This is a genomic window from Vibrio sp. 2130-1, assembly GCF_033339515.1.
Genome location: NZ_JAWOUT010000539.1, coordinates 1 through 572, shown reverse-complemented (window position 1 = coordinate 572; position 572 = coordinate 1). Strand labels below are relative to the sequence as shown.

Here is a 572-nt window from a genome sequence, read left to right as displayed (position 1 = left end):
TGTCAGCGCCACACCAATAGCACCGATAAAACTCAGTGTCGGGGTGCCAATCATTAACGTGAGCACCACAGACAACCAAGTGTTGAAATCCAGAGAAAGTAATACTGCCAATAGCGGGCTGATCAAAATCAGCGGTAATCCCGTTAGCACCCAATGAGCTATGACCTTAGATATCACCACAAGTTGCAAGGGAATTGGCATGAGCATCATTTGCTCTAACGCACCATCTTGAAAATCATCACGAAATAGACGTTCTAATGATAATAATGCCGATAGCAATGCGGCAACCCAAACGATGCCCGCTGCAATACGTGCTAACAAATTAGGTTCAGGCCCAATACTCAATGGAAACAAAGTAATAACAATAATAAAGAACCAAAGCGGGTTCAAAATGTCGGCTTGGCGACGAAATGCAATCAAGAGTTCGCGGCGAATAATAGTTGTCATGGCCGAAATCATATCAATCACCCAATTTTATTTTTCTAAGTTTAGGGCTGTCAGCAAACATATCTTGGTGCGTCGTTAACATCACAATGCCACCGTTATCGGCATGCTGAGCAAACAGAGCTTCA

1 protein-coding gene and 1 pseudogene are annotated in these 572 nt (G+C 43.5%); both read right to left on the bottom strand.

Translation table 11 applies throughout. From position 1 onward, the window contains the following. Positions 1-459: heme exporter protein CcmB (gene ccmB / locus R7Q09_RS27270; RefSeq protein WP_025572860.1), on the bottom strand; the 459-nt coding region annotated here is incomplete at its 3' end. Between the two features lies 1 nt (position 460). Further along, positions 461-572 (bottom strand): annotated as a pseudogene (locus R7Q09_RS27265) (heme ABC transporter ATP-binding protein CcmA); the annotation flags it as partial.